Consider the following 690-nt stretch of genomic DNA (forward strand, 5'->3'; position numbering starts at 1 on the left):
GTGCCGCGGGTCCTGCCGCGCAGCCAGTTCAGTGCCGGGCTGTTGGCTATGCTGCTGACCGTCAAGTACGTCGACGGTCTGCCGCTGCACCGGTTTGCCAAGGTGCTGGGGCGCCATGGGGTCGAGGTGCCGCGCCAGAGTCTGGCCCGGGCCACGATCCAGACCAGCCGGGCGTTGCAGCCGCTGTTCAACCTGGCGCGCGATATCATGCTCGAGTCGGCGGTCATCCATATGGACGAGACCCGTATCCAGGTGCTCAAGGAACCGGGCCGATCCCCGACATCCGAAAGTTATATGTGGGTGCAGCGCGGCGGGCCGCCGCATCAGCCGATCGTCCTGTTCGATTATGACCCCAGCCGTGCGGGCGAGGTGCCCAAGCGATTGCTCGAAGGATGGCGTGGTTATCTGATGACCGATGACTATGGCGGCTACAACGCCGTGGCGCGACGCGAGGGGGTGGCACATCTGACATGCATGGCCCATGCGCGACGCAAGTTCGTCGAGGCCAAGCGGGCCCAGCCGCAACACAAATCCGGTCGCGCCGATCAGGCGATTGCCTTGTTCGCCAAACTCTACCGCGTCGAACGCGAATTCAAACACGCCAGCGATGCCGAGCGCCTGGGCGCCCGAGCCGAACAAAGCCAGCCGATACTCGATGCGCTCAAGGCCTGGCTGGATAAAACCCGGCCG

The 690-nt window shown here is 64.8% G+C and carries 1 protein-coding gene; it reads left to right on the forward strand.

The window, feature by feature from the left end:
* Window positions 1–690 (forward strand): IS66 family transposase (gene tnpC, locus ACS8Y6_RS18385; RefSeq protein ID WP_440856244.1); only part of this gene is annotated, 690 nt, incomplete at both ends.

The sequence above is a fragment of the Salinisphaera sp. RV14 genome (genome assembly GCF_052044135.1).
Taxonomy (GTDB): Bacteria; Pseudomonadota; Gammaproteobacteria; order Nevskiales; family Salinisphaeraceae; genus Salinisphaera.